Annotated in this window: 24 protein-coding genes; 7 read left to right on the top strand and 17 right to left on the bottom strand. The window is 32.7% G+C overall.

All coding sequences use genetic code 11. The features are described from left to right. Positions 1 to 44: 44 nt before the first annotated feature. The gene (locus tag HM992_RS02225) at positions 45 to 908 is read right to left on the bottom strand and encodes a DMT family transporter (RefSeq protein WP_178986621.1); all 864 of its coding nucleotides are present in this window, start codon (positions 906 to 908) and stop codon (positions 45 to 47) included. Next, positions 905 to 4,237: a transcription-repair coupling factor gene (mfd, locus tag HM992_RS02220; RefSeq protein ID WP_179318539.1), complete on the bottom strand. Its 3,333-nt coding sequence runs from the start codon at positions 4,235 to 4,237 to the stop codon at positions 905 to 907. The genes HM992_RS02225 and mfd overlap by 4 nt, the downstream gene beginning before the upstream one ends. Positions 4,238 to 4,502: 265 nt before the next feature. On the opposite strand from mfd, the gene HM992_RS02215 reads away from it, so the two are divergent. Continuing rightward, complete coding sequence (locus tag HM992_RS02215; protein ID WP_178986623.1) at positions 4,503 to 4,934, top strand: tellurite resistance TerB family protein; 432 nt, start codon at positions 4,503 to 4,505, stop codon at positions 4,932 to 4,934. Between the two features lie 77 nt (positions 4,935 to 5,011). Here the strand turns inward: HM992_RS02215 and fbp are convergent, their stop codons facing one another. After that, positions 5,012 to 6,016, bottom strand: coding sequence for a class 1 fructose-bisphosphatase (gene fbp, locus HM992_RS02210; RefSeq protein ID WP_178986624.1), 1,005 nt, complete (start codon positions 6,014 to 6,016; stop codon positions 5,012 to 5,014). Between the two features lie 124 nt (positions 6,017 to 6,140). Between fbp and HM992_RS02205 the strand changes: the two genes are divergently transcribed. The 4 genes from HM992_RS02205 to HM992_RS02190 are packed head-to-tail and all read left to right on the top strand — an operon-like array spanning position 6,141 to position 10,723. Beyond that, positions 6,141 to 6,617: a GNAT family N-acetyltransferase gene (locus HM992_RS02205; protein WP_179318537.1), complete on the top strand. Its 477-nt coding sequence runs from the start codon at positions 6,141 to 6,143 to the stop codon at positions 6,615 to 6,617. After that, positions 6,617 to 7,867: an aspartate kinase gene (locus tag HM992_RS02200; protein WP_179318535.1), complete on the top strand. Its 1,251-nt coding sequence runs from the start codon at positions 6,617 to 6,619 to the stop codon at positions 7,865 to 7,867. The genes HM992_RS02205 and HM992_RS02200 overlap by 1 nt, the downstream gene beginning before the upstream one ends. A gap of 20 nt (positions 7,868 to 7,887) precedes the next feature. Further along, positions 7,888 to 9,720 carry a GNAT family N-acyltransferase gene (locus HM992_RS02195; protein ID WP_178986627.1) on the top strand — a complete coding sequence of 611 codons (1,833 nt, stop codon included), beginning with the start codon at positions 7,888 to 7,890 and terminating at the stop codon, positions 9,718 to 9,720. Then, a complete protein-coding gene (locus HM992_RS02190; protein ID WP_179318533.1) occupies positions 9,707 to 10,723 on the top strand; it encodes a carboxypeptidase-like regulatory domain-containing protein in 1,017 nt (338 codons plus the stop codon). The genes HM992_RS02195 and HM992_RS02190 overlap by 14 nt, the downstream gene beginning before the upstream one ends. Before the next feature lie 60 nt (positions 10,724 to 10,783). On the opposite strand, the gene HM992_RS02185 is transcribed toward HM992_RS02190, so the two are convergent. The 14 genes from HM992_RS02185 to HM992_RS02120 form a co-directional block, all read right to left on the bottom strand. Continuing rightward, positions 10,784 to 11,284: an NINE protein gene (locus tag HM992_RS02185; protein WP_179318531.1), complete on the bottom strand. Its 501-nt coding sequence runs from the start codon at positions 11,282 to 11,284 to the stop codon at positions 10,784 to 10,786. Positions 11,285 to 11,375: 91 nt separating this feature from the next. Continuing rightward, positions 11,376 to 12,140 (bottom strand): sulfite exporter TauE/SafE family protein, encoded by a 765-nt coding sequence (locus HM992_RS02180; RefSeq protein WP_179318529.1) that lies wholly within the window; start codon positions 12,138 to 12,140, stop codon positions 11,376 to 11,378. A gap of 21 nt (positions 12,141 to 12,161) precedes the next feature. After that, the gene (locus HM992_RS02175; protein ID WP_178986630.1) at positions 12,162 to 12,548 is read right to left on the bottom strand and encodes a VOC family protein; all 387 of its coding nucleotides are present in this window, start codon (positions 12,546 to 12,548) and stop codon (positions 12,162 to 12,164) included. A gap of 65 nt (positions 12,549 to 12,613) precedes the next feature. Beyond that, a complete protein-coding gene (locus HM992_RS02170; protein ID WP_179318527.1) occupies positions 12,614 to 13,072 on the bottom strand; it encodes a DUF1801 domain-containing protein in 459 nt (152 codons plus the stop codon). A 29-nt stretch (positions 13,073 to 13,101) separates the two neighbouring features. Continuing rightward, positions 13,102 to 14,040 carry a 2-hydroxyacid dehydrogenase gene (locus HM992_RS02165; RefSeq protein ID WP_178986632.1) on the bottom strand — a complete coding sequence of 313 codons (939 nt, stop codon included), beginning with the start codon at positions 14,038 to 14,040 and terminating at the stop codon, positions 13,102 to 13,104. A 236-nt stretch (positions 14,041 to 14,276) separates the two neighbouring features. Continuing rightward, a complete protein-coding gene (mgtE, locus tag HM992_RS02160) occupies positions 14,277 to 15,650 on the bottom strand; it encodes a magnesium transporter (RefSeq protein ID WP_178986633.1) in 1,374 nt (457 codons plus the stop codon). Between the two features lie 66 nt (positions 15,651 to 15,716). Next, complete coding sequence (gene rsmA, locus HM992_RS02155; protein ID WP_178986634.1) at positions 15,717 to 16,505, bottom strand: 16S rRNA (adenine(1518)-N(6)/adenine(1519)-N(6))-dimethyltransferase RsmA; 789 nt, start codon at positions 16,503 to 16,505, stop codon at positions 15,717 to 15,719. A gap of 81 nt (positions 16,506 to 16,586) precedes the next feature. Beyond that, the gene (locus HM992_RS02150) at positions 16,587 to 16,907 is read right to left on the bottom strand and encodes a DUF4286 family protein (RefSeq protein WP_179318525.1); all 321 of its coding nucleotides are present in this window, start codon (positions 16,905 to 16,907) and stop codon (positions 16,587 to 16,589) included. 278 nt (positions 16,908 to 17,185) lie between these two features. Continuing rightward, positions 17,186 to 18,970, bottom strand: coding sequence for a tetratricopeptide repeat protein (locus HM992_RS02145; protein WP_179318523.1), 1,785 nt, complete (start codon positions 18,968 to 18,970; stop codon positions 17,186 to 17,188). 453 nt (positions 18,971 to 19,423) lie between these two features. Continuing rightward, complete coding sequence (gene serS, locus HM992_RS02140; RefSeq protein WP_178986637.1) at positions 19,424 to 20,695, bottom strand: serine--tRNA ligase; 1,272 nt, start codon at positions 20,693 to 20,695, stop codon at positions 19,424 to 19,426. A 156-nt stretch (positions 20,696 to 20,851) separates the two neighbouring features. Then, entirely contained in the window at positions 20,852 to 22,159 is a 1,308-nt protein-coding gene (locus HM992_RS02135) for an HTTM domain-containing protein (RefSeq protein ID WP_179318521.1), read from the bottom strand. Continuing rightward, the gene (locus HM992_RS02130; RefSeq protein ID WP_179318519.1) at positions 22,152 to 23,060 is read right to left on the bottom strand and encodes a bifunctional riboflavin kinase/FAD synthetase; all 909 of its coding nucleotides are present in this window, start codon (positions 23,058 to 23,060) and stop codon (positions 22,152 to 22,154) included. Before HM992_RS02130 ends, HM992_RS02135 begins: the two co-directional genes overlap by 8 nt. 56 nt (positions 23,061 to 23,116) lie before the next feature. Continuing rightward, complete coding sequence (gene pth, locus HM992_RS02125; protein WP_179318517.1) at positions 23,117 to 23,749, bottom strand: aminoacyl-tRNA hydrolase; 633 nt, start codon at positions 23,747 to 23,749, stop codon at positions 23,117 to 23,119. 80 nt (positions 23,750 to 23,829) lie between these two features. Then, the gene (locus HM992_RS02120) at positions 23,830 to 24,255 is read right to left on the bottom strand and encodes a hypothetical protein (RefSeq protein ID WP_179318515.1); all 426 of its coding nucleotides are present in this window, start codon (positions 24,253 to 24,255) and stop codon (positions 23,830 to 23,832) included. 334 nt (positions 24,256 to 24,589) lie between these two features. Between HM992_RS02120 and HM992_RS02115 the strand changes: the two genes are divergently transcribed. Together HM992_RS02115 and HM992_RS02110 are read left to right on the top strand one after the other, a co-directional pair. Beyond that, positions 24,590 to 25,750: a homogentisate 1,2-dioxygenase gene (locus HM992_RS02115; protein WP_179318513.1), complete on the top strand. Its 1,161-nt coding sequence runs from the start codon at positions 24,590 to 24,592 to the stop codon at positions 25,748 to 25,750. Between the two features lie 115 nt (positions 25,751 to 25,865). Beyond that, on the top strand, positions 25,866 to 26,342 hold the full coding sequence (locus HM992_RS02110) for a CCC motif membrane protein (RefSeq protein ID WP_179318511.1): 477 nt from the start codon (positions 25,866 to 25,868) through the stop codon (positions 26,340 to 26,342). Positions 26,343 to 26,472: the final 130 nt, after the last annotated feature.

The raw sequence follows: 26,472 nt of genomic DNA, 5'->3' as shown, positions 1-26,472 counted from the left end.
TTTATCTTTTAATGAGCTTCAAAAATTAAGCCATTTTAATTATCCTATTTCTTTTTTGATCTTACACTTTCAATTACAACGGTAGCCAATATTAAAGCACCTCCAACAAAGGTATGTTTTGTTGGTATTTCATTTAAGAAAAAGTAGGCGATTATAATTCCGAATACAGGTTGCGTGCTTCCAATAATACTCGCTGTACTGGCTTTAAAGTATTTTAAACTATTTACAAACATGGTGTGTCCAATAGTTGTGGTTACTATTGCTAGTAACAGAACGTATGGATACTGCGATGTGATATTAGAGGTATCCATAAAATATAATGTTGGGGCTAATACTACAGTTAGAATTAGCACTTGATAAAACATTAGCATTATCCCATTATACTTTGTAATATGATCTTTTAACATTAAAATTCTTAAAGCATAGCATATTGCGGAAAGTATGCCACACATAATGCCTTGTAATTGACTGTTTTCTAAATTAAATTCTGGTGCTAAAATGTAAATACCTAGAAGTACCATTACACCTAAAAGGATGTGAATAGGATCTAATTTTATTTTTGAAAAGAAAGGTTCTAAAAGGGCTATAATAACCGGAAATGTAAATAATGATATCATACCAATAGCAACATTGGATAACTTTAAAGCATAGAAATAAAAGATCCAATGGCCACCCATTAAAAGCGCTGCAATAAAAAAGGTGAACCGGTCTTTTTTATTGTTTATTTTTAAATTAATGCCCTTATATAAACAAAAAAAGAAAAGTATGAGAGCTGCTAAAATAGAGCGCCACCAGATAATTACAGGAGTAGGCATGTCTATAAAATTACCTAGAGGACCAGATGTACTTAGGCAAATGGTAGCAATTAAGAGTAGTAAAAGATTATTTAAATGACTTTTTTCGTTCATTGTAGATCTTTTAAAGCCAATAAAGCTTGTTTGGTGTTCTTAATTTTATCGAACGTAATTAATAAGCGTAACCCTTTTCTGGTTTGTTTTTCCTTCATTTTACATTTGCTAGCATTCATCTGCACAAACTGTAAAACTTTAGTAAATGCTTCACTTTGATAAAATCCACTTTGTTGATCTTGAACAAAATAACCAATCATTTTACCTTGTTTCATAATCAGTTTTTCAATTCCCATTTTTGTGGCAATCCATTTCAAGCGAACACTATCTAATAAATCTGAAACTTGAGTTGGCAATTCACCAAATCGGTCAATAACTTCAGTTTCAAACTTAGTAAGTTCTTCTTCTGTTTTTATGCCGTTGAGTTTCGTATAAAGATTTAAACGCTCGGTAATATTATTGATGTAATCATCTGGAAATAACAATTCAAAATCCGTATCAATGGTCATATCCTTAACGTATTGTTTCGGCTTACCATCGTCTTTATATAAATCTGAAAATTCAGTTTCTTTTAATTCGTCAATAGCTTCATTTAAAATTTTCTGATACGTATCAAAACCTATGTCATTAATAAATCCGCTTTGTTCACCACCTAATAAATCACCAGCACCACGGATTTCTAAATCCTTCATGGCAATGTTAAATCCACTTCCAAGTTCTGTAAATTGTTCTAAAGCCGAAATACGTTTTCTGGCATCAGCAGTCATTGCAGAATATTCTGGAGTAATAAAATAACAGAATGCTTTTTTGTTACTACGACCAACGCGACCTCGCATTTGGTGTAAATCACTCAGGCCAAAATTGTTGGCGTTATTAATAAAAATAGTATTGGCATTTGGAACATCTAAGCCACTTTCTACAATGGTGGTAGCGACTAACACATCAAACTCACCATCCATAAACGCAAGCATTAGGTTTTCGAGTTTCTTACCATCCAGTTGCCCATGACCAATACCAATTTTGGCATCAGGCACTAAACGTTGAATCATGCCAGCAACTTCCTTAATATTCTCAATTCTATTATGAATAAAATATATTTGTCCACCACGTTGAATTTCATAACTAATGGCATCTCGTATGGTTTCTTCTCCAAAACGAATGACATTACTTTCAATAGGGTATCTATTTGGAGGAGCGGTATTAATGACCGATAAATCTCGTGCTGCCATTAAACTAAACTGCAATGTTCTCGGAATCGGAGTTGCGGTTAACGTTAAAACATCTACGTTTTCCTTTATCGTCTTTAATTTTTCTTTTACTGAAACACCAAACTTCTGTTCTTCATCAACAATCAGTAATCCTAAATCTTTAAATTTTACGTTTTTACTAGCGAGTTGGTGGGTTCCGATAATAATGTCAACACTTCCTTTTTCTAAGCCTTCTAAAGTTTCGCGTTTTTCTTTAGCGGTTCTAAAACGATTCACATAATCTACCGTCACCGGAAAATCTTTTAATCGTTCCTTAAATGTGCGCGAATGCTGATAAGCCAAAATGGTTGTGGGTACTAAAACAGCAACTTGTTTGCCATTATCTACGGCTTTAAAAGCAGCTCTAATGGCAACTTCGGTTTTTCCAAAACCAACGTCACCACAGATGAGGCGATCCATTGGTCGTTCACTTTCCATATCAGCTTTTATATCTGCTGTGGACGTGATCTGATCTGGAGTATCTTCGTAGATAAAAGATGATTCCAACTCCAACTGCATATGGCTATCGGGTGCGTATTGAAATCCTTTTTTAAGTTTTCTTTTAGCGTATAATTTAATAAGGTTGAAAGCAATCTCCTTAACCCTAGATTTCGTTTTTTGCTTTAAAGTCGCCCAAGCTTTGCTTCCTAATTTATAAACCGTTGGTGGCTTGCCATCTTTACCGTTAAACTTGGTAATTTTGTGTAGAGAGTGAATGCTGAGGTATAAAATATCCCGTTCTCCGTACACCAATTTAATGGCTTCTTGTTTTTTGCCTTCAACATCAATTTTTTGTAATCCACCAAATTTACCAATACCATGGTCAATGTGAGTCACGTAATCTCCAATTTCAAGATTTGTGAGTTCTTTTAAAGTGATGGCTTGCTTCTTCGCGTAGCCATTTTTAAGATGAAATTTATGATAACGATCAAAAATCTGATGGTCTGTATAAACTGCGAGTTGATGTTCTGTATCTACAAAACCTTGGTATAACGAAAGCGTAACCGTTTTATAATGTACAGTCTGCTCAGCATCATCAAAAATATCGTGAAAACGTTTGGCTTGTTGTTCACTTACACAAGCGATATAGTTGGTAATACCGTTAGCATGATTTTCGTTTAAATCCTCAATTAATAAATTGAATTGCTTGTTAAACGTTGGTTGTGGTTTGGTGTAAAATGCAATAAGTTGCTGCGCGAAAAAAGCTTCAGATCCAAATTCAACCAAAGGATAGTCCAGAAATTGTCGTTTTAGCAAATCTGAATTACAGAATAATTCTTCAGGAGACGCATGTTTTATATCGCTAGATAAATTGTTAAAAGCCTCTTCAGCCTTCTTGTAAAAATCATCAATTCTTGAAAATGTGAGTGATGCATTTTTAGAAAAAATAACGGTTTTATTCGAAATGTATTTTAGAAAACTTTCGCGTTGTTCAGCAATCTGTTTATTAGCTACATTTGGAATAATGCTCACTTTTTTAATGCGCTCGGTAGATAATTGTGTTTCTACATCAAACGTTCTAATGCTATCAACTTCATCTCCAAAAAACTCTATTCGATAAGGTTCATCATGCGAAAATGAAAAGACATCAACAATACCACCACGAACTGAAAAATCACCAGGTTCTGTTACAAAATCGACACGCTTAAATTTATATTCAAACAAGACTTCGTTTACAAAATCGATACTTAAATCATTTCCTACAGAAATTTTAAGTGTGTTCTTTTCGAGTTCCTTTTTTGTGACTACTTTTTCAAAAAGCGCATCTGGATACGTCACAATAATACATGGTTTTTTACGCGAATTGATTCGATTTAAAACTTCTGCACGTAATAGGACATTGGCATTATTGGTTTCTTCAATTTGGTATGGTCTTCTGTAACTTCCTGGATAAAACAACACATCTTTATCATTAATGAGTTGTTCTAAATCATTAAGATAAAATGCGGCTTCTTCTTTATCATCAAAAATTAATAAAAAGGGTTGGTCTGCTGTTTTAAAAACTTCGGCGACCGTAATTGAAAATGAGGAGCCAACGAGTCCTTTTAAATGTGTTTTTGTTTCGCTTTGGGCAATAGTAGTTTGCAGATTTTGCAGTTGCAAAGTCTGTGCGAATGTTTGGGCAATAGATACTTTACTCAAGTTTCTTTGTTTGTAAGGTGCAAAAGTACATGATTTTATTCATTTGAATATTCAAAAAACTTAAATGAATAAAATTTATAGATTAATGACATAGTTCTTATCGTGAAGCTAATTTTTGAACTTTTTTGAAGTGTTAACTAACGTAAGTATATAAACTATTTCAGTGCTGTGAAAATCAAAAAGTTTAAATGAGGACACTGTTATTCTTTGAATAGAATTATATTTGTGCCCAATTTAATAATAAGATAATAAATACAATAGATATATGTCATTTTCAGATTTATTCGATAGCGGTTTTAAAAAACGTAACGAAGACCATTTTGCAGCAATCGTTAGAGTAGCTATGAGCGATGGTGTAATTTCAGATAAAGAGAAAGCTTTTTTAGAGCGTTTAGCTACGCGTTTAGATATTTCAGAGCTTGATTTTAAAGAAATTTTAGAAGATTATAATAGTCATCCTATCAATGCCCCACATTCTTATGATCACCGTTTAGAGCGGTTATACGATTTAGCTCGTATGGTCTGGGCTGATGATATTGAAGGACCAAATCAACATTGGTTATTAGAAAAAATATGTGTGGGATTAGGATTTCATTCTCAGAACGTAAAGTATATTGCAGATAAAGCCTTGGCTCTTGCTCATGATAAGGTAGACTCTGATACGTTTATAGCAGAAATGAAAAATATGAACAGGTAGTCGTTTACACATCTTAATTATATATAAAAAAAAGCAACTAGTAATAGTTGCTTTTTTTTATAATATGTATGTTGTAATTAGTTATTACGCATAAACTCTTCTGCTTTTTCTACCATATTTACACTGCCACAAATAAAAGGTACACGCTCGTGTAATTCGGTAGGCTGAATATCCATTATTCGTGTAAAACCATCACTCGCTTTACCTTTAGCTTGTTCTGCAATAAATGCCATTGGATTACATTCATACAATAACCGTAGTTTTCCTTTTGGATTCTTAGTGCTTTTTGGGTACATATATATGCCTCCTTTAATCATGTTTCTATGGAAATCTGAAACTAAAGATCCAATATATCTACTTGTATATGGTCTTTCTCCTTCATCTTGTTGACAGTATTTTATATATTTTTTTATGCCTACAGGGAAATCAGAATAATTACCTTCATTTACAGAGTAAATGTTGCCGTCTACAGGAAATTCCATATTTGGATGTGATAAATAATAAGATCCAATCGCAGGATTAAGCGTAAAACCATTAACACCATCTCCAGTTGTGTAAACTAACATAGTAGATGTTCCATACACTACATAACCAGCAGCAACTTGCGCACTTCCTTTCTGTAAAAAATCTTCAATTTTTACTGGTGTTCCAATTGGCGTAACACGTCTATAAATTGAAAAAATGGTTCCTACAGAAACATTAACATCTATATTAGATGATCCGTCTAGTGGGTCAATTAATACCACATATTTATTTTGATGATTTTCATCCTGACTGTTAATGGCAATAAAATCATCTTCTTCTTCACTAGCAATACCACAAACGATATTTCTTTTAGTTAGCGTTTGAATAAACTTGTCATTGGCATAAACATCTAGTTTTTGTTGATCCTCACCTTGGATGTTAGTATCACCAGCATTACCAATAATATCTACTAAACCCGCTTTATTAACTTCATGATTCACCACTTTGGCAGCTAACCGAATAGAATTTAGAAGTCTGGAAAGCTCTCCAGAAGTGTATTTAAATGAGGTTTGATTTTCGATGATGAACTCACCTAAAGTTTGATTGCGTTTTGACATGAAGTGTAATATTGATTAGTAGCTCACAAATATCGCATTTTTTAGCAAACTATAACGTTTTCGTAGTTTAAAAAATTGTTTTGTAAACTGAGTTTAGATTATCTTTGAATCTTTTATTCAAAAAATGAACGAACCGAGATTAGCACTTATTAAAGATATGCCAAGAGTATTAGAACTCATTCAAGAATTGGCAACCTACGAAAAAGAAGCAGATGCTGTAGAAATTACAATGTCTGATTTAGAAAATGATGGTTTTGGATCAAATCCAAAGTTTATATGTTTTGTTTGCGAAGTTAAAAATAAAATTGAAGGCATCGCCTTAGTATATCCAAGATATTCTACTTGGAAAGGTGAAATTTTGCATTTAGAAGATCTTATTGTGAGTGAAAAATGTAGAGGTAAAGGTATAGGAACTCAGCTTTTAGATGTGGTTGTAAAATATGGACAGCAACGCGGTGTAAAACGGATAAGTTGGGACGTTTTAGATTGGAACGAACCAGCTATAAATTTTTATGAAAGTAAAGGAGCAGATGTAAAGCGCGACTGGAATGTTGTGCATTTGGATGAACAAGGAATTAAAAATTATTTAAACCAATTATAATGCGGATTTTTAAGTTTGGAGGTGCATCAGTTAAAGATGCAGATGGTGTAAAAAACTTGGCGAAAGTTTTAACAACCACAGGTTATGATAGGACTTTAGTTGTGGTCTCAGCAATGGGAAAAACAACTAATAGAATGGAATTAGTAATTAAGAATTATTTTGAAAATAAAAGTGAATTACAAAGTTCAATTCACGACGTTATTAAATGTCATGATGATATTTTAGTAGATTTATTTGAGAATAAACGTCACCAAGTATTTACAGATGTAAAAGCGCTTTTCGATGAATTAAACGCATTTTTTAAAGCTAATAAATCTCCGGATTACAATTATGTGTATGACCAAGTTATTGGTTATGGAGAATTAATTTCAACAACAATAATTAGTAACTATCTTAATGAAATTGGTTTAAAAAATAATTGGGTTGATGTTAGGGAATTTATAAAAACAGATAATTATTATAGACGTTCAAATGTAAATTGGGAGAAAACGCAAGAGAATATTTCATCTCATTTAGATGCTAATATTTTAAATATTACGCAAGGATTTTTAGGAAGTGATTCCAATAATTTTACTACAACTTTAGGAAGAGAAGGAAGTGATTATACAGCAGCCATATTTGCATATTGTTTAAATGCGAATAGTGTAACCATTTGGAAGGATGTTCCGGGTGTTTTAAATGCAGATCCACGTTATTTTGAAAACGCACAATTATTACATCAAATATCCTATAGAGAAGCTATTGAGTTGGCTTTTTATGGAGCATCAGTAATTCACCCAAAAACTCTTCAGCCATTACAGAGAAAAGAAATTCCGTTGTACGTAAAATCATTTTTAAATCCTGAAGGAGCTGGTACATGTGTAAGTAAAGGAAAAGCTTTAGTACCAGAAGTGCCTTGTTTTATTGTTAAGAAAAATCAGACTTTGATTTCTTTATCATCTTTAGATTTTTCATATATTATGGAAGAAAATATTAGTGAAATTTTTAGTTTGTTACACTTATACAAAATGAAGGTTGATGTGATTCAGAATTCTGCTATTAGTTTTTCTGTGTGTATTGATAATTTATATGATAATTTAGAAAAATTACTTCAACATTTAAAGGCAAAGTTTAAAGTTGTTTGTCACAATAATGTGAGTCTATACACGATTAGACACTATAATGATACTGTCGTAAAAGAGCTGGAAAAAGATAAGGTAGTATTGTTGAAGCAGTTAGCTCAGGGGACAGTCCAAATTGTTACTAAGTAAATAGTTGTTACATTTGTTTTATGGGGAAATCATCTGATACCGGTTTAGTAACCGCAAAAGAAGTTGCAAAAGCAATTCATGCTGATAAGTATGGGTTTTTAGGTACCTTCTTTGGTTGGATGTTAATGAAAGTGCTTAAAATTTCTACAATAAATAAGTTTTATAAGCGTAATAAACATCTCAGTGATGGTGCCTTCTTAGATGCCATTTTAGAAGAGTTTCAGATTAAGTTTGAAATTCCTGAAGAAGACATGAAACGGCTACCCAAAGAAGGGCCTTATATAACAATCTCTAATCATCCACTTGGCGGGATTGATGGTATTTTACTGTTAAAGTTAATGATAGAACAGCGTAGCGATTTTAAAATCATTGCAAATTTTCTGTTGCATCGTATTGAGCCACTTAAGCCTTACATTATGCCAGTAAATCCTTTTGAGGGTAGAAAAGATGCGGCTAGCAGTATTGCAGGTTTTAAAAATGCGATTATGCATTTAAGAAATGGCCATCCGTTGGGTGTGTTTCCTGCTGGTGAAGTTTCTACCTATAAAGACGGAAAATTAGTGGTTGATAAAGAGTGGGAAGTAGCTGCTATGAAATTAATTCAGAAAGCTGAAGTCCCTGTGGTTCCTATTTACTTTCATGCTAAAAATAGTCGATTATTTTATAGACTCTCTAAACTAAGCGATACATTAAGAACGGCTAAGTTGCCTTCAGAAGTCTTAACTCAAAAACGTCGTATCATTAAAGTAAGAGTAGGTAAGGCGATTTCTGTTAAAGATCAAAAATTACATCCAACGCTTCCGGAGTTTTCAGAATTTTTAAGACGAAAAACATATATGTTGTCTAAAACATTTGAAGATAAACCTAAGATTTTAGATAATATACAATCACAATTAAAAGTAGCTAAAATACCAAAGCGTATTGTGACACCAATTGCTCCAAAAGTAATGATTGCTGAGGTAGATAAACTTAGAGTGAGCGATTGTAGATTGTTAGAAAGTAAAAATTACGAAGTGTTTTTAGCTTCGGCAAAAGATATTCCTAATATTTTAAGAGAAATAGGAAGGCTTAGAGAAATTACTTTTAGAGAAGTCGGTGAAGGTACTAATGAAGCGATTGATTTAGATAAATTTGATACCTATTACCATCACATGTTTTTATGGGATAACGAGAAAAACTTAATTGCAGGTGCCTACAGAATGGGCTTAGGGTCTAAGATTTATGAACGCTTTGGTATTGATGGTTTTTATCTTCAAGATTTGTTTCGATTTGAACCTGAATTGCATAAAATGATGAGCCAATCTATAGAAATGGGTCGTGCATTTATCATAAAAGAATACCAGCAAAAACCAATGCCTTTATTCTTACTTTGGAAGGGTATTGTACATATTACATTGCGTTTTCCTGAACATAAGTATTTAATAGGTGGTGTAAGTATCAGTAATCAGTTTTCGAATTTTTCTAAAAGTCTGATGATTGAGTTTATGAAATCTCATTATTACGATCCTTATGTAGCGCAATATGTACATCCTAAAAAGGAGTTTAAAGTAAAACTAAAAGATGCCGATAAAGATTTTGTTTTTGATGCTACCGAAGCCGATTTAAACAAGTTTGATAAAATAATTGACGAAGTAGAACCAGGAGCATTACGACTTCCTGTTTTACTGAAAAAGTATATTAAACAAAACGCTAGACTTGTAGCTTTTAATGTAGATCCGTTGTTTAATAATGCGGTAGATGGCTTAATGTATATAAAAATTGCAGACCTACCAGATAGCACTGTTAGACCTGTAATGGAAGAATTTCAGGCAGAACTAGAACGCAAGTTTATGGATAACAATGAGGATAAGTAAACTAGTTGTTTTAATCCTTCTATGTCCTTTTTTTTGTGTTTCACAAACGCTTACCGGTCGAGTAATTGATAAAGTTACTCAACAGCCTATTGAAACGGCTTCTGTTTTCTTTAATAATACAACAATTGGTACCACAACAAACAGTAATGGTGAATTTTCTATCACGTATTCAGACGCAGTACAATCTACTTTAGTTATTTCTTATTTAGGCTTTGAAAAGGTTTTGATTTCAGATTATAGAAGTCAAAATGAGATTCGAGTAGAACTCATTGAAGCTAATAACGCATTAGATGAAGTCCATTTAGACTACGATGATGGATTGACGAGGAAACAAAAACTGAGACTGTTTAGAAAAGAATTTTTAGGAACTTCTAAGTTTGGCAAGTCGTGTAAAATTTTAAATGAAGAGGCTTTAGTATTAAAATATGATAAACTTAATAGATCATTATATGCAAGCTCTAAAGCGCCTCTTAAGATTATAAATAAAGCTCTGCAATATGAAGTTGTATATGATTTAATGGAGTTTGAAACTCGCTTTAGATATGCAAATCTTGATGCCTTTAGGTTTACAGTAGACTATGTTACCTATTTCGGAACTTCATTTTATAAAGATTTAGATACGACTAAAAAGAAAACGCTAAAACACAGAATTAAAGCTTACAAAGGATCGACACAACATTTTATGCGTTCACTTTATTCTAAAAACCTTAAAGATGAAGGTTTTTGGATATTTAGTGAATCATTTAGAGTTGATGAATGGTCTTTTTTTACTGTAGAGGAGATAGAGGGTCAAGATTCTAAGCGCGTATCTTTAAAAGAAAAGGTGACTATTCTTTTTGATAAAAATGATCAATCTGAAATTCAATTAAAAATCCCAGAATTTTTTGTTGACGCTTATGGTAATTATACCCCTATAATTGGTGTGTATTTTAGTGGTGCAATGGGTGATCAAAGAATAGGTGATACCTTACCGTTAAGTTTTGGTTTAGTTAAAAAAGAGTAATTAAAAAACCCAGAAGGTTAATTCCGGGTTTTTATATATTGTGACTATTTTGAAACTATTTTAGAACCACGGTTTTTTGCCAACTTGGTAGGTGTTGTAAAACTCTTCGTCAGATTTCGTGAGGTATATTATGCCTTCAATTAAACCTACTAAGCCCGCAAGCCAAACAACAATAACTCCAATTCCTACACAAGATAACACAATACCTAATAGTGTTATTCCTAATAAAATTCCACCTTCTTTATTATAACCTAATATAAACTTATGCACACCAAAGGCTCCTAAAATAATACCTAATATGCCGGCTAAAACCTTCTTGTTGTCACCAGAAACGTTATTAAATGTTTCTTTAGCACTATCAGAAAACTCTTTAGCAGATTCCTTTGCTTCTCCTGCAAATTCAGATGCTTTTTCTTTGGCTTCACGTCCAAGTTCTTTGGCGTCATCCGAAAACTCATGAGCCTTTTGACTTATTTTATCGCCTGATTTGCGAGCATTATCCTTAGCATCGTCCAACATATCGTTAAGATCGTCGCCTAAATTTTTATTATCATCTGACATTTTTTTTAGTTTTTTGATTAGACCATAAAGTTAGTAAAATATTATGAACCTTATTAAATATTATGAGGTGATAAAACAGCGTTATAGTTATTTATCTAAACAACATAATTAGACCTCCAATAGTGGTAACTATTAAAATAAAACGCCTATAATTTACATTCGAAATGCGTTTTACAATGTTTATTCCTAATGTAAACCCAATTAGGACAGCCGGAATTAAAACGGAATTTAAAACTAGTGATTCTACGGTAACGGTTTCCCATATAAAAATATGAAAAGGGAGTTTAATTACATTTATAATAAAGAATAACCACGCGGCCGTTCCTATGAATTCATTTTTAGGAAAGCGCATGGTTAAAAAATAAATATTGGAAATAGGACCTGCTAAATTGCCAATCATCGTAGCAAAACCAGTTAGAAATCCCATGCCAACTGAAAAGAACTTATTATTGGGCACATCGCTAGATTTTCGCTTTTCAAAGTAAAACATTATTAGCACTGAAACGAGTATGATAATAGCCATTAACCTTTTAAAAACGAATTCAGAAATATCAGTTCCAACCCACACGCCAATTAAAACACCTATAATTATCCATGGAATCAGTTTTTTGATAACGACCCAATCCGCATGTCTGTTGTAGTAAATAACAGCTAAAATATCGGCACAAATGAGCATAGGAAGTAAAACACCTGTTGATGCTTTTTCTCCAAAAACAAACGCAAGTATAACGATGAGAATGATACCTACTCCTTTAATTCCGGATTTGGATAAACCCAATAAAAAAACAGCAAAAGCAATAGCAATCCATTGAAATACAGTTAAATTATAAGATTGAAGTATTTCTAAATAAGACAATGGTTAAGGTATAAATGAAGATTATAAAAATGCTTTATCTATAGGTTCCCAAAGTTCAATTTTATTACCATCGTTATCAAGGATCCAACCAAATTTACCGTAATCATATTCTTCCATGTCTCCGACTATAGTAACACCTTCTTCTTTTAAAGTGGCGAGTAACTCTTTTAGGTTTTCAACTCTGTAATTAAACATAAAGTCTTTTTTTGAAGGCTCAAAATAGTTTGAATCTTTCGCAAAAGGACTCCATTGTGTAGAGCATTCTTTTCCTTCTTTATCTTTCCACCAAAAGGTAGAACCATAATCATCGGTATTAAAGCCTAAATGCTTTTTGTACCAATCTTTAGCTGCTTTTGGATCTTCAGTTTTAAAGAATAATCCTCCAATTCCTGTAACTCTTTTTTTCATTTTATTTTGAATTTATGTTAGGATTTCAATAGTTAAGCTCATAACTATTATATTTCTCCTTGTTTCTACTTTTTCTTTAGGGCAGATTCATAAATGTTTATCCATTCATCACAAGTCATTTTTTGTACGAGATCTTCAATTAACTGATAAGGAATGTCATCTATTTTTTTAAATCGAATGCAGCTTTTACCCATGTCTAATTTTCGTTTGCAATGTTTTGGATATTCATTTACAAACCAATCGTGCAATTCAGGTTTGGCATAAATGCCACTATGATAAAGATTAATTGAATTTTTTTGAGAAGCAAAACTCATAAATGGCAATGGTGTTTTTGGATCACAATGATAGCCATCAGGATATACAGAATGTGGGACGTAATAACCAATCATGTTGTATTGCATGCCTTCTTCAAACCCCTCTGGTAAATTTGTTCTTATAACTTGCCTTAAAGTATTTAGAGCATCGTGGCGCTCTTTAGGTGTTTGGCGAATATAATCTTCTGGTGAGTTAGCTTTGATGATCATATATAAAATGGGATATTAAATTCTGTAAATTAATTAAATTTAACCTTTATCTTATCAACGATAGTTTGTGAGAGTTTAATATTACTTTCAACCGTCCAGCCTGCAACGTGAGGAGAAAGTAAAACGTTTTCTGATGCTATTAAATATTTGAAAGCTTCAGGCATGTCATTGGATGTGAATAAATTTTCAAACGATGATTTTTCATATTCTAAAACATCTAATCCTGCTCCTAGAATTTTACCGGATTTTAATGCCGAAACTAAATCTTGAGTCACGACGCTTTTTCCACGTGCTGTATTAATTAGCCAAAACGGTTTTTTAAACCCATTTATAAAATCAGAATTTATCATATTCAGCGTTAAATCTGTTTGTGGTATGTGAAGACTTAACACATCGGCTTTTGCTTTTAATTCTTCGAGAATAACTTGTTTAGCGTTGGCATCTCCAACATCTGTTTTTATGTCATAGCATAAAACCTCTACATCAAAACCTTTTAATTTTTTAGCAAATGCTTTTCCCATGTTTCCGTAACCAATGATTCCTACGGTTTTTCCATCTAACTCTAATCCACGGTTCTCTTCACGTAACCATTTACCTTGTCTGACTTCTTTATCTGCTTTATTGAGTTTATTGAAAAGTGATAACAACATGCCTAAACTATGTTCGCCAACGGCGTTTCGGTTACCTTCTGGTGCAGAAATGAGATAAATACCTTTTGTTTCCGCATAATCACAATCTATATTTTCTAAGCCTGCACCAACTCTCCCGATAAATTTTAGGTTTTTGGCGGCATCTAAAAATGATTTGTCAATGCTAAATCGACTTCGGATAATTATGCCATCATATTTAGAAATTTTAGCTTCAATTTCAGATTTTGAAGACTTGTAATCTTCATGATTGGTGAATCCTAATTCGTTAAGTTGATTTAGAAGTAAAGGGTGGTTAGAATCTAGGTGTAGTATTTTCATGGTAATGCCTACGAAAGCAGGTATCTTTTTTAAGTTTAGACCTGCTCGTTTTTTGAAACCTGCTAGGTCTTACAATATGTTGAAGTAAAGTTACAAAGTTTTGCGTTAGCGATTACTCATAGATTTTATTTAGAAAGAAATCGTGAATGCGTTAGCGATTGAAGTGAACATCCTTTTGCTTTTTTGTAAAAGATTGCAACGGAAAGCGCGACCCTTGTGGTAACGCCCAAATAGTTTTAAATACCAAGAATTAATTTAGCAATTAGAAAGTAAATTAATATTCCAAAAACGTCATTACTTGTGGTTATAAAAGGTCCGGTTGCAACGGCAGGATCGATTCCTCTTTTATCTAGAAAAATAGGAATAAAGGTGCCTATAAGAGCAGCCATTACAATTACAGCAATTAATGCAATACTTATAGTTATGGATACGATGTACGGTGTTCCGAAAATAAAATGTGTAATAAGAATGGCAACAAGTGAAATAGCAACTCCATTTACTAATCCTAATAAAAATTCTTTGAATAATCGTTTTAGAATTTTACCGTCAATAGTCCCATTGGCGATACCTTGAACGACAATAGCAGACGATTGTACACCAACATTTCCGGCAGTTGCTTGAATTAATGGTACAAAACTGAGCAACACTATAAAATTGCCCATATTATCATTAAACTGTTCTATAATACTGGCAGCACCAAGACCTCCAAACATGCCAATAAACAACCAAGGTAGTCTTGCTTTGGTCAATTTTAGTATACTATCATCGGCCTCAACATCTTGTGAAATACCAGCGGCTAATTGGTAATCTTTATCAGCTTCTTCTCGGATAACATCTATAATATCATCAATGGTAATTCTTCCTACAAGAATTTGGTCATCATTAACTACAGGAATGGCTTCCAAATCATATTTCGCCATTACTTTTGCTACATCTTCTACATCGTCATTAACGTGTGCCCAATCTACATTGTCTTTAGCTATATCCGCGATTTTTGTGTCGCTTTTAGAAATGATTAAATCCTTTAAGGACAATCTACCAATGAGTTTATCTTGCTTATCTACAACATAAACGGAATGTACTCTTGTTACATCTTTTGCTTGCCCTCTAATTCTGCGTAAACAACCGGCAACTGTCCAGGTTTCATAAACTTTCACTAACTCCTTTGCCATAAGTCCACCTGCTGTATCCTCGTCATAGGCTAAAAGTTCTTGAATTTCGTCCCTGTGTTCGTGGTCTTCTATGTACGCAATAACTTCGGCTTGCCGTTTTTCTGGAAGCTCGGCAATCATATCTGCCGCATCATCGGTATCTAATTCTTCAACCTCTTCGGCAATTTCTTTAGTAGATAGATTTTTAAGTATTTTTTCTCGGATATCCTCATCGAGTTCCATCAGGATTTCTGAGGTCATTTCAGAGTCGAGAAGTTTTATGACATAAACAGCATCATCATTATCTAAGTCATCTATAATTTCGGCAATATCTGCATGGTGATACTCATTTAATAAGGCTTTTAAATCTTTGTCGTTTTCTTCTTCGACAAGAACTTCTACCTTTTCAATAAGTTCATCAGTTAACTGAAATTGTATGTTGTCTTGGATCTCTTCCACTTGATTTTTAATACGCTTTTACTTTAAAATGTATTTCAACTGCGTTGTGAGTGACAGCAGATAAAATTAGTTTTCGTCATTTTCAATTAACGACGTAAGCTCTATAAACTGTGAAACACTTAGCTGCTCTGGTCGTTGCCCAAATATAGTATTTGCTTTTAAATTATCCGACAGATTGAAGGTTTTTAAACTGTTTCGTAATGTTTTTCTTCGTTGTTGAAAACCTGTTTTTACAACTCTAAAGAATAATTTTTCGTCGCATGGTAATGTAAAATTTTCTTTTCGTTTTAATAATAACACACCCGAATCTACTTTGGGTGGTGGGTTAAAAACGGTTGGAGGAACAGTAAACAAATATTCTGCATCGTAAAATGCTTGGGTTAAAACCGATAATATACCGTAAACTTTGGAACCTTCTTTAGAACAAATTCGCATAGCGACTTCCTTTTGAAACATGCCAGAAAATTCAGGAATTTGATGTCTTTGCTCTATGGTCTTAAACAATATTTGAGACGAAATGTTATATGGAAAATTACCAATGATAGCATAAGGTTTATCTTCAAAAACAAGATTTAAGTCATATTTTAAGAAGTCTTTTTCTATGATTCTATCCGCAAGATTTAGATAGTTGTTTTTTAAATAATCAACCGATTCTGTGTCTATTTCAATAACATGAAGCGTAGTGTCTTTTTTTAGAAGATACTTGGTAAGCACTCCCATACCTGGTCCAATTTCTAAAACATGATCGTAGCCTTTAAAAGATAAGCTATCTGCAATATCTTGTGCAATGGATTCATCTTCTAAGAAATGCTGACCTAAATGTTTTTTTGCTTTAACTTGGTGTTGATTTGCCACGAATACAGGACGGTTTTTAATTAGTAGTAATGCAAAGATACGTTGTGAGAGATTGAGAATGGCTGAATTGCAATAGAAACCTTAATTTATCGTTACCGAATACTCATCTACAACTTCCAATTCTGTTCTAAAGGATAATACTTTATCTCCAAATCGTTGTAATCCATCTTGTTTTAAACGCTCTGCATGCTCATCATAATATGAGTTTAAAGCTTCTCTAGAATGTGCTCTATATTGCACAGAGTAGGTGTCTGCTTCGTCATCATCTACCAAAACTTTGGTTAATTTAGCTTCTTTAAAATGACCAGTTGCTAAGACTTGCGGAATGTGCTCTTTTATCCATTCTAACCATTCTTTGGAAATACTTTTATCGATGTTAAGGGTAACGTTGTATATGATCATTTAATTTGTATTAATTATATGGATAGAGTTGTTAGTCACAAAAATATAAATATGAAAGCGATTATTAAGTTGTTTATAATTTTAATCGTTAATAAACGATATAGATAAGGCTATAAAACACATTCCACTGAGAATAGACATTCCTAGCCCACTAAATATCTTAGGGTGTAATTCAAATACAATGCTTAAACTTGCTGTAAGAAGAGCTACTAACATCACAACTGATCTAAATGTACTTTTGCTTTTATCATTCATTATTATAATTCTTTTCAAAAAAACTAATTAATACTATCACCACGCAACATCCTAAACTTCTTACGAGCTTCAATAAAATAAATACTGTCTTGGTGCTCAAATATTATTTTTTCGTAGAGTAGCTTGGCTTCTTCGGGTTTTGCTAGGTGGTTGTTATAAAGTTCAGCTAAATAGTAGAGTGTATCATCTATTAAAATATCCTCTCCGTAATCTTTGATGATGACTTGGTAGTTAGCTTCAGCCTTAGTGTATTGTTTTTTCTTTTCATAGAGCTTTGCCTGTTGATATAAAGCTTGGTCTGTGATACTTTCTCCTTTGTGCTCTTCTAAAATTTTGTCTAAAAGAGAAATGGCATCGTCAATTTTATTCTGAAACGAAAATAAATCAGCTTTCGCATAGTATTTTAATGCGGTTTGCGTACTGTCTTCATATTTATTATCCGAAATTAATAATTTTAAGTCTAAAGCATCATTTGCAATTAATTGTGATGTTGATGATTTTAGAATTTTAAGTTGCGATTCTGCCCAATCAAAATCACCTTTGTAATAACTTGTTTTTGCGACTTTAAATCGTGCTTCTTGAGCAATAGTGCTATTTTTTAGGTTGGCTTGAATCTGAGAATAGAAAATTAAAGCTTCATTAAATTTTTCTTGAAGCACCAAAATATCAGCCAATAGTAATTTTACTTTCGCTTCTTGAAACTTAGAAACATTAAGCTTTAAACTTTTCTTTAAAAATGTTGTGGCTGCTTCTGTGTCTTTTTGGTTAAAGGCTAAAAATTTACCATAGGCTAATTGTAGCGGTAAGGTTAATTCAGATTTCCCAAACGTTTTAAACAGGTTATTGTAAGTGGCATCAATCTGTTTTAGCATTTTATCGTCAGCATTTTTAGTGTCGATTTCTAAAATGTACTGATGAGCCGTTAAAGCCGTACTTGGGTCTTGCGTAATTTCAAGTATGTAATTGAAAATAGATTTTGCAGTGTCATCATCATTGTCCTTTTGAGCCGTGACAGCCAATTCTATTAAGCGATCTAAACTTTCTGGGTTACGTTTGTAAAGTGCTTTTTCTTGAATGAAAGATTTGTTATAGGCTTTTTCTTGAACATACAACCAACTTAACATTTCATACCAATAGGTTTCTGGATTTTGCTGAATTTTTTTTAAAAGCAGTCGTCGTAAATGGATGTTGTTTTCGTTATCCTTATTTTCTGAAATAAAATCACTGATAGATCGCTTAACATTATTGAGGTGATTAGGTTTGTAGTGAATATAATCTACGTAGTTTACAAACATTTGTTCTACATTGCCTTGATCGCCATAAATACGTGCCAATTGAATACTGTAGTTTCTATCTGGTGTTAGAGTTTTGCCTTTTTCATATATGCGAATAGCTTGATCTGATAGCGAGTAATCTTCAAATTTTTTGGCGATTATATAAATATAGTTGGGCTTATCATCAACAAATGCTATAGCTTCATCATAAAGTTTATTTGCCGTTGCAATACTATCTTTAAGCTGAAAGTTATAACCCAACACAACAACCAATTCCGGATTTCTTCTAATAGATAAGCGTTGTGTAAGAATATTTTCAGCGTCATCATACTGTTCTAATTGCTGATAGATGTCAACAAGCTTATAAATATAGTTGTAATTGAGAGGTTTTTCTTTTAGTAGATTTTTATAAATTAACTCTGCTTTTTTAAACTCCGCTTTTTTATAATAAATTTCTGCTTGTTCTTCACTGTTTTGAGCGAAACCATAAAAGCTTATAAATATAAAAAGTATGATGAAGAAACGTTGTTGCATGTCTGTTTTGGAGTATGTCTAAAAGTCACTGTAAGTGTAAATATAACAAATGCGCCAAGTAGATGTTGTGAAAAAAAGTATAAAAAAAATGCCTAAACGAAAGTTTAGGCAAATTACCAGCAAAATAAATGTGCTATTAACCATTATTTATGTAAAATATGATTCAATTATCTTGACTAAGTTTGTTGTATATATTACTAATTATTGAAGTAATTTATAACTTTTCAACTAAAAGTTTAAAAGCATTTCGGTAGTTAAAATAAAACTTTACTTACCAAAGCAATCAGTGAAACCAGTAATACGATTCGTTTTAAATTCTTCATAATTAAGTTGTTTTAATCTGGGATTACTAATCTCTAAAAAATCAACGAATAAAAAGAAGAAAGGCTATAATAATCGATATAATACATTAAATTTTAACAATTAGAATGAAATAAGTGATTTTACGCTGTTCTAAGAAATCATGTCAAATCCTGTATACGGCACTAAAACTTCAGGTATTTTAATACCATCTTCTGTTTGGTAGTTTTCTAATATGCCAGCTAAAACCCGAGGTAATGCTAAAGAACTTCCGTTTAAGGTGTGGCATAATTCATTCTTTCCTTCGCTATTTTTAAAACGTAATTTTAAACGATTGGCTTGAAAGGTTTCAAAATTAGAAACAGAAGAGACTTCTAACCAGCGGTCTTGTGCTGTTGAGAATACTTCAAAATCGTATGTTAAAGCAGATGTAAATCCTAAATCTCCACCACATAATCTTAAAATTCTATATGGTAGTTTTAAGTCTTGTAAAAGACCTTTGACATGATTTACCATACTGTCTAATGCTTTATAAGAATTATCAGGATGCTCAACTCTAAGGATTTCAACCTTATCAAATTGATGTAATCTGTTTAATCCTCTAACATGTGCACCATAACTACCGGCTTCACGTCTAAAACAAGGTGTGTAACCCGTAATTGTAATAGGAAGATCATTTTCGTTTAAGAGTGTATCTCTAAAAATGTTAGTTGCAGGGACTTCAGCTGTTGGAATTAGGTATAAATTATCTGCGGTAACATGGTACATTTGCCCTTCTTTATCTGGTAATTGACCTGTTCCAAAACCAGAAGCTTCATTCACTAAATGTGGTAGTTGGTATTCTGTGTAACCTGCTTCTGTATTTTTATCTAAAAAATAGGCGATTAATGCCCGTTGTAATCTTGCACCTTTACCAATATAAACCGGGAAGCCAGCACCAGTGATTTTGTTTCCTAATTCAAAATCTATAATGTTATATTTTTTTGCTAATTCCCAATGAGGTAAAGCACCTTCATGTAAATTAGGAATATCTCCTTCTTTAAAAGTTTCTTCGTTGTCCTCATCTGAGTTTCCTGCTGGTACAATAGGATTTGGCACATTAGGAATTCTGTACAATAACTGAGAAAGGGCATAGACTTTATCGCCAAGATGTTGTTCTAACTTCTTAGTCGTTTCTTTTAACTGTGTCGTTTTTTCTTTTAAAATATTGGCTTTTTGTACTTCGCCAGATTTAAAGAGGTTCCCTATTTCTTTGGATAATGTGTTAGATTCTGCTTTTGTATTATCTAATTTAGTCTGTATTGCTTTACGATCTTCGTCTAAAGCAATTGCTTCATTAATAATTTCTGTAGCATCAATATTTCGTTTTGCTAAACGTGCAATGATGTCTTCTTTGTTCTCTTGAATAAAAGCAACTTGTAACATATCTATTAATTTTGGTTTATGCCAATTGGCATGGGAAAAACAAGAGACAAAAGTAAAAAGAAAATGACCAGATAAAAATAAAAAGTTTCTATTTTATATTGTAAAATCTGATTTCATAAAAGTTGAAATTTTTAAAGCAAGAAATGACAGTGCTAATTATTCTGATGGTAATATCCAATCGTGATGTTTAAAGTGTTGCCATTTTTCATTTGCCAAATCAACTTTTGGATCGATTAATTGTTTAGAAGGCTTCCCGTTAACCCTCACATAAGAATTGACATAAACTTTGATTGGGATTCCCTTTGTAGCAAAATCCTTTTTAAGATGTTGTGCAAATTGCCAAATAATATCAGGTTTAGTTTGAGCTCCGCGTTGCTGTTTTTTAGTTAAATAATCGTTTAACTTAATAGGAATAGGGTCATTGGTATTGGCGTTGAAGACTTTATAAGTGGTTCTTCCGCTTTTGGCTCTTAGCATCATTCTCCAAGAAAGACGATGGCCTTCTTCGGTCCATAATACATCGTCTTTAAAAAAGTGATGTCTTAATGGTAAGGCTATTTGAATGATAAAATATATGGAAAACAACGCTAATAAAACTGTATTGTATTTTGGGATGATCACTTCATCAGCATCATAATAATCTTTCCGCTTTAAGAATATATTTTTAATCGTTTTAGGTTCAAAAAAGAACAAACTAAAGGCTAACGACATATAAGGGAAAATGCCGATATGAAAGATAAATGAATTAAATAGATGGAAGAAAATAGACGCAAAGAAGGCATATTTTCGAGTGCGTTTAATAAGTAATAATGGAATAATTAACCCATCAAACAAAATACCACCATAAGATAGTATGTAATGGACAGTTTTTTGTTGCAAGAGCTCTCCAACCACATAAAAATCAGCTTTACTTCGCATTAATATTTTCATTACAGAACCATCTAGCCAATCGGGATAAAACTTAGCTGCCGATGCGTAGGTATAAAGAATAAATAATTGAAGTACAAAAAACCATTTGCACCAACTAGGCATTGAATTACTTTTAAGAGCTGGATTCAGATTAACATCTATTGAGGCATACCGATTTGCTGGAAAAAACACCATTAAAAAACTTAATAGCATTAATAAATAATAATGGTTGTTGTATGAAGACTTTTGCATTAGGTACGTTCCTGTCCACATTACAGCAAACATTAAAACGCTCAATCTGTATTTGTAACCCAGCATTATAAAGAGTCCAAAAATTCCCATTACGGCGTAATATGCATACATCCAATCGCCAGGAAGTGGTTGTAGCCACTCAAAACCAATAAATGAAAAGGTAAATTCGGGTTCTATTAAAGTTCGTCTAATCCAACCTGTAAAAATGGCTCCTACAGCTTCTAAAAAACACAATAGCCCAAAAATGATTCTAAAAACAATGAGTCCTGAATTGTCTATATGTTTAAATAGAAACTTATGCATTTAGAGTTTGTATATAGTTTGACGCATTTACCATGTCTTTTTTTAATTGCATTTTTAAGGCTTCGAGATTCTCATATTTTTGTTCGCTACGCAGGCGTTTTAAAAACTCAATTTTTAATTCGGCATTATAAATATCTTGGTTAAAGTTAAAGAAATGAACTTCAATAGAACGTGTTTTACCATCAACAGTTGGGTTGGTGCCAATATTCATCATCCCAAAAACCGTTTTGTTCTCAATTATAGATTTAACAACATACACGCCATCACTAGGAATCAGTTTGTAAGTTGCGGTGATATTAATATTTGCGGTTGGGAAATCTATAGTTCTACCCAGTTCTTTGCCTTTAACAACTGTGCCAGTTATAAAGAAATTATAACCTAAATAAGAATTTGCTAAATCTACTTCTCCGCTATTCAGTGCGGTTCTAATTTTAGTAGAACTTACGGTAACATCCTTGAGATCTTGTGCTGAAATTTCTTCAACTTTAAAATCATAGAGGTTAGCAAATGCTTTAAGGTCTGTTATATTAGCACTTCTATTTTTGCCAAAATGGTGATCGTAACCAATGACGATTTGTTTAGTATTTAATTCGTCAACTAAAATTTGCTTCACGTAATCTTGAGCAGAAAGGTTAGCAAAGTCTTTTGTGAATTCTTTTACAATAACTTCCTTTATGCCCAGAGATTTTAATAATTCAATGCGTTCTTCAATGGTATTTAAAAGTTTAATAGAATCGTCTTTTTGAAGCACCATTCTTGGATGCGGAAACAAGGTGAGAACCACAGGAACGTAACCTTGCTTTTTAGCAAGAGCTACCACCTGTTTAAGGATTTTTTGATGTCCAATATGAACACCGTCGTAGGTGCCAATGGTTGTTACTTTTTCTGATTTTGAATTCAAACCTAAATGTATTGCGCTTTTACCAATGGTAAACTCTTAGAAAACAAAACTAAATTTTATTTTCCATTAAATTGGTTCATTGTTGTATTTACTCCGGCTAATGCAAAAGATTTTACCAATTCTGCCGAAATTTTTAAACGTTCTTTAAGTTGTGTGTTTTCGTCTTCGGTCCATTCTCCAAGCACGTAATCTATTTGTCGTCCTTGGCTAAATTCAGCGCTGATACCAAATCTAAAGCGATTATATTTTACAGTTTGTAATTTGTCTTGTGTGTCTTTTAGGCCGTTATGACCTCCATCACTGCCTTTGGTTTTTAATCTTAAAGACCCAAAAGGAAGGTTTAAATCGTCAGTAACCACAAGTAGGTTTTCTAAAGGAATTTTTTCTTTCTCTAACCAGTATTTTATGGCTTTTCCGCTGAGATTCATAAACGTACTTGGCTTTAAAAGAATTAAGGTTCGTCCTTTTATTTTTAGTGTTGTAACATCTCCAAGCTTTACAGTTTCAAAAGTTATGTCATTAGTCTCTGCTAAATAATCTAGGATTTTAAAGCCGATGTTATGTCTGGTATTGGCGTATTTTTCACCGATGTTTCCTAAACCAACGATTAAGAATTTTTTCATTGTATCTTCTTCTGTGTGTTCTGTTTTGTCACTAAAACCAAACCATTTTTTAAAAAACGTAATCATGATGTATTTTTAGTTGGTGCAAAAGTAAAAAGAAGTTGACTAAAACCTAACTTTATAGCTCTGGTCTTTGGGTTGTGGGTTTAGTTTTTGAAGATCAAATTTTTAAATAGGTGCTCATTCACAACATAATCTACAAATCTTGATATCATAACATCACTACTATTAGTGGTATGGGTCAAACCATCTTTCAAAGGACCACAGCCTCTAGAATAGTTATAATCATTTTGGTAGTGCGATTCAACAAGCTTCAAATTAGAAAATAACGAGGTGTTAAATGCGTCAGAATTAAGTTCAAAATCAATGTCAGTATTTAACATGGTAAACTTAGTATCGTTTTGTTGAAATTGAAAGGGTAATGGAGTTGTGATTTTTGTGAATGTAAATTCAGCCAATTTCTCATTTAAAAATACAGAAGAATTAAATTTCGTACTACTAAATTCCGATGTTTGAGTAAAGCAAAAAGAACCCATTGCCAATACAAAAACTAAAGTAATACGTAGTTTCATTTTAAATGATTTTTCTAATGCTTTAAAAATAACAAAAATTTATTGATATTTGTAGCACATGATATGAGCGCAAGATAAAATTTTGTAGCTCAGCGTATGATTTTAGCGCGAACAGCATGTGACCATAAAAGCATTAGTTTTAAACACATGACACCATTCTGGGCCAACATAAAATTGCATCTTCATTTCCTAATTAAAAGGAATCCAGAATAAACACGCCTTATTCTTGCGAAGGCAGGAATCTCTACAAATTTTGTACCTTTAAAATTGTAAATAAAGTGTCACCTTGAGCGCAGTCGAAAGGTCTTTGTAATATTTAAAACCATTCAAAAACATGCCATTCTATCATAAATTAGGAAAAATTCCACCAAAACGCCACACGCAGTTTAAAAAACCAAATGGCGATTTTTATTACGAGCAATTGTTTGGTACTATCGGTTTTGATGGTATGTCTACCAACAGCTATCATGAGCAACGGCCAACACAAGTAAAAGAGATAAAAAAGCAATACAGCGTTGCGCCTAAAGTAGCGAAGGAGAATAACATGCAATCGTATCGGTTTAGAGGGTTTCAAGTACCAGCTGAAAACGATTATTTAGAGAGTCGGAAAATTGTACTCACAAATAGCGATTGTAATATTATATTGGCAGCGCCAAAACACTCTACGGAAGATTATTTTTATAAAAACACGGATGCAGATGAGTTAATTTTTGTCCACAAAGGCACAGGGAAATTAAGGACCCATTTAGGAAATTTAGATTTTAAATACGGAGATTATCTATTAGTGCCAAGAGGTGTGATTTATAAACTCGATTTTGATACTGAGGACAATAGATTATTCATTGTAGAATCTAGACGACCAATTTACACGCCTAAGCGTTACCGTAATTATTTCGGACAATTATTAGAGCATTCACCATTCTGTGAGCGCGATTTAAGACAGCCACAAGAATTGGAAACTTATAATGAGTCGGGTGATTTTCTAATTAAAATAAAAAAGAACGACGACATTTTTGATATGGTTTATGCCTCACATCCTTTTGATGTGGTAGGTTACGATGGTTATAATTATCCGTACGCCTTTTCTATTCACGATTTTGAACCCATTACAGGTCGCGTGCACCAACCACCTCCAGTACATCAAACCTTTGAAACCGATGCTTTTGTAGTGTGTAGTTTTGTACCACGTTTATACGATTATCATCCAATTGCGGTGCCTGCACCATATAATCACAGTAATATTGATAGTGATGAGGTGTTGTATTATGTGGATGGTGATTTTATGAGTCGAAATGATATTGCGGCTGGTCATATATCATTGCATCCAGCAGGTATTCCACACGGGCCTCATCCTGGAACCATGGAAAAAAGTATTGGCAAAGTGAAGACAGAAGAACTAGCAGTTATGGTAGATACCTTTAAGCCTTTAAAAGTAACTGAAGACGCCTTAAAAATTGCTGATGAAGATTACTTTAAATCGTGGTTAGAACACTAAAATAGATTAAAATTAAATAGAAGATTAACAAAGGCTCCCTTCTCAGCAAACAGAGTCCCTTTTAAAGTAATGCCAATAGTGGTTTATACAGAAAGGTAAGGTTGAGAATTAAAAAATGAATCAGAATAAATTACCCGCAGATCCACTATCACTTATTTTAGGAATATTAGCCTTAGTTATTGGTATCGCTGGCTGTTGTTGTTATGGTATTACTGCTATTGTTCCATTAGCTATGGCTATTATTGGATTGGTGTCTGCAAATAAAAGTTTACGTGAGTTTGGTGAGAATCCGGAGGCTTTTAATCCACAATCAAGAAGTAACGTAAATACGGCTAAGATTATAAATATTATAGCTATTGTTCTTAATGGTCTTGTGTTCTTAGTGGCAATCGGAGTATTAGCTATTTATGGCACATTATTTTCTTCTGCTATTTTAGAGGGTTTAGAAAATGGAAATTTTGAAGATGATGACTATTATTACGAATCGGAATATGAAACGACCATAGAGCCAGAAAGTTCTGAGACTTGGGAAGATGATACCTATATTATCGAAGAAGAAGTTGATTCTATAAATTTAGATTCAATACAATAGAAGCACAATTAATTATATAACACAATTACAACTAATAAAAATCGAAGAAAATTAGAAGAATTTTATAAGATGACTATCGGTTTTCATAATAAACTAATAGAGTCACTTCTCTTTTTCTAATGTCTCGATT

The organism is Winogradskyella helgolandensis (genome assembly GCF_013404085.1).
GTDB classification, from domain to species: domain Bacteria; phylum Bacteroidota; class Bacteroidia; order Flavobacteriales; family Flavobacteriaceae; genus Winogradskyella; species Winogradskyella helgolandensis.
This window is presented reverse-complemented; position numbering and strand designations above follow the sequence as displayed.

What these genes read in the sequence shown, in the direction of transcription:
- HM992_RS02225 (WP_178986621.1), bottom strand. Translation starts at nt 908, where the DNA reads ATGAACGAAAAAAGTCATTTAAATAATCTTTTACTACTCTTAATTGCT.
- HM992_RS02215 (WP_178986623.1), top strand. Translation starts at nt 4,503, where the DNA reads ATGTCATTTTCAGATTTATTCGATAGCGGTTTTAAAAAACGTAACGAA.
- fbp (WP_178986624.1), bottom strand. Translation starts at nt 6,016, where the DNA reads ATGTCAAAACGCAATCAAACTTTAGGTGAGTTCATCATCGAAAATCAA.
- HM992_RS02205 (WP_179318537.1), top strand. Translation starts at nt 6,141, where the DNA reads ATGAACGAACCGAGATTAGCACTTATTAAAGATATGCCAAGAGTATTA.
- HM992_RS02200 (WP_179318535.1), top strand. Translation starts at nt 6,617, where the DNA reads ATGCGGATTTTTAAGTTTGGAGGTGCATCAGTTAAAGATGCAGATGGT.
- HM992_RS02195 (WP_178986627.1), top strand. Translation starts at nt 7,888, where the DNA reads ATGGGGAAATCATCTGATACCGGTTTAGTAACCGCAAAAGAAGTTGCA.
- HM992_RS02190 (WP_179318533.1), top strand. Translation starts at nt 9,707, where the DNA reads ATGAGGATAAGTAAACTAGTTGTTTTAATCCTTCTATGTCCTTTTTTT.
- HM992_RS02185 (WP_179318531.1), bottom strand. Translation starts at nt 11,284, where the DNA reads ATGTCAGATGATAATAAAAATTTAGGCGACGATCTTAACGATATGTTG.
- HM992_RS02175 (WP_178986630.1), bottom strand. Translation starts at nt 12,548, where the DNA reads ATGAAAAAAAGAGTTACAGGAATTGGAGGATTATTCTTTAAAACTGAA.
- HM992_RS02170 (WP_179318527.1), bottom strand. Translation starts at nt 13,072, where the DNA reads ATGATCATCAAAGCTAACTCACCAGAAGATTATATTCGCCAAACACCT.
- HM992_RS02165 (WP_178986632.1), bottom strand. Translation starts at nt 14,040, where the DNA reads ATGAAAATACTACACCTAGATTCTAACCACCCTTTACTTCTAAATCAA.
- HM992_RS02150 (WP_179318525.1), bottom strand. Translation starts at nt 16,907, where the DNA reads ATGATCATATACAACGTTACCCTTAACATCGATAAAAGTATTTCCAAA.
- HM992_RS02145 (WP_179318523.1), bottom strand. Translation starts at nt 18,970, where the DNA reads ATGCAACAACGTTTCTTCATCATACTTTTTATATTTATAAGCTTTTAT.
- serS (WP_178986637.1), bottom strand. Translation starts at nt 20,695, where the DNA reads ATGTTACAAGTTGCTTTTATTCAAGAGAACAAAGAAGACATCATTGCA.
- HM992_RS02135 (WP_179318521.1), bottom strand. Translation starts at nt 22,159, where the DNA reads ATGCATAAGTTTCTATTTAAACATATAGACAATTCAGGACTCATTGTT.
- pth (WP_179318517.1), bottom strand. Translation starts at nt 23,749, where the DNA reads ATGATTACGTTTTTTAAAAAATGGTTTGGTTTTAGTGACAAAACAGAA.
- HM992_RS02120 (WP_179318515.1), bottom strand. Translation starts at nt 24,255, where the DNA reads ATGAAACTACGTATTACTTTAGTTTTTGTATTGGCAATGGGTTCTTTT.
- HM992_RS02115 (WP_179318513.1), top strand. Translation starts at nt 24,590, where the DNA reads ATGCCATTCTATCATAAATTAGGAAAAATTCCACCAAAACGCCACACG.
- HM992_RS02110 (WP_179318511.1), top strand. Translation starts at nt 25,866, where the DNA reads ATGAATCAGAATAAATTACCCGCAGATCCACTATCACTTATTTTAGGA.